Genomic DNA, 1,140 nt, shown 5'->3' with positions numbered 1-1,140 from the left:
CCGCAACCGCCATAGCGCCCCGGATTTCCGGCGTGGCGAGGCGGGTGCCGAAATGGCCCGTGTATCTTTTCGGAATTCTGCTTGGGGCCTTTGCGATCTGGGAAGGGCTTGGAGCGATCGATCCCGTCGAGAGGCTGAGCCATGATTTCGGTACATTGTCGTTGCGGTTTCTGCTGGCATCACTGTGCATCACACCGATCCTTCGGTTTGCGCGGATCAACCTGACGAAATTTCGCAAACCGCTTGGACTTCTCGCCTTCGGGTTTCTGACCATTCACTTCATGGTCTGGCTTTTCCTGGATCTTGGAATGCGCTGGGGCCTTATCGGAGCGGAGATTGTGAAGCGGCCGTACCTTGCAGTCGGTTTCGTGGCCTTCGTCCTGCTCATCCCGCTGGCGGCGACATCTTGGCAGGGGGCGATCCGCCGGATGGGCGCGCAAGCCTGGGGCCGTCTGCACCGCCTTGTCTATCCAGCCGTGATCCTGGGCGGCATTCACTATGTCATGCAGGAGAAGGTCTGGACCACCGAGTCGCTGATTTACCTCGCTGTCGCCGTGGGCCTCGTCGTTATGCGACTCGTGTGGATTCGCCGTTGGTAGATGATCGTGAGCGAAAACGGACGTTCACGTAACTTCCACGTAGGTAAACGGCGGCTTCGCGCAAGAAACAGAGCTGTAACGGAGCGTCGCAGGGTCAGGCCGAACCGGGGATGTCCGGATATGGAGGCAAAAATTTGCGTCTCAACATACGGAATACAAAGGGTATTCTCCGGTTCGATCTGAAAGTTTAACTTTTTCGTCGGAAAGCCCTTGCGGGTCCGGGGCGTGATACGTAAATCCCCTCTCACCGGCGGTGCAGACGAGCGCCACGGTAGCCGGAAGGCTCTGGACGGCGAAAGTCGGAAGGGTTGGATGGAACGACATACTGAGGTACTTGAAGCGGGTCGCGCCGGAGAGTTTGGCGCTTCCTGAAGATTTTGCCTCTAGCTCTTTTACATTGCTAATATCTGAAGAGATATGTGGGCGGTTTGGTTCAGTTCGATGGATCAGAACGTTTGTATATCGCGCCAATAGGGTTTCGGTCCGATGATTTGGTGTCAGCTTCACTGTTTGGAGGGTTTCGGTTTCTTTTGAAACTGAA

2 protein-coding genes are annotated in these 1,140 nt (G+C 56.0%); one reads left to right on the top strand and one right to left on the bottom strand.

All coding sequences use genetic code 11. The features are described 5' to 3' along the window. Positions 1-599 (top strand): protein-methionine-sulfoxide reductase heme-binding subunit MsrQ (locus JDO7802_RS18195; protein ID WP_083481025.1); only part of this gene is annotated, 599 nt, incomplete at its 5' end. Between the two features lie 141 nt (positions 600-740). On the opposite strand, the gene JDO7802_RS18390 is transcribed toward JDO7802_RS18195, so the two are convergent. Further along, the coding region (locus tag JDO7802_RS18390) for a hypothetical protein (RefSeq protein ID WP_144430524.1) at positions 741-1,140 on the bottom strand (400 nt) is incomplete at its 5' end.

Source organism: Jannaschia donghaensis, from assembly GCF_001403795.1.
Lineage (GTDB): Bacteria > Pseudomonadota > Alphaproteobacteria > Rhodobacterales > Rhodobacteraceae > Jannaschia > Jannaschia donghaensis.
The sequence above is the reverse complement of the archived record's forward strand: the minus strand, read 5'-3'. Positions and strand labels throughout refer to the sequence as shown.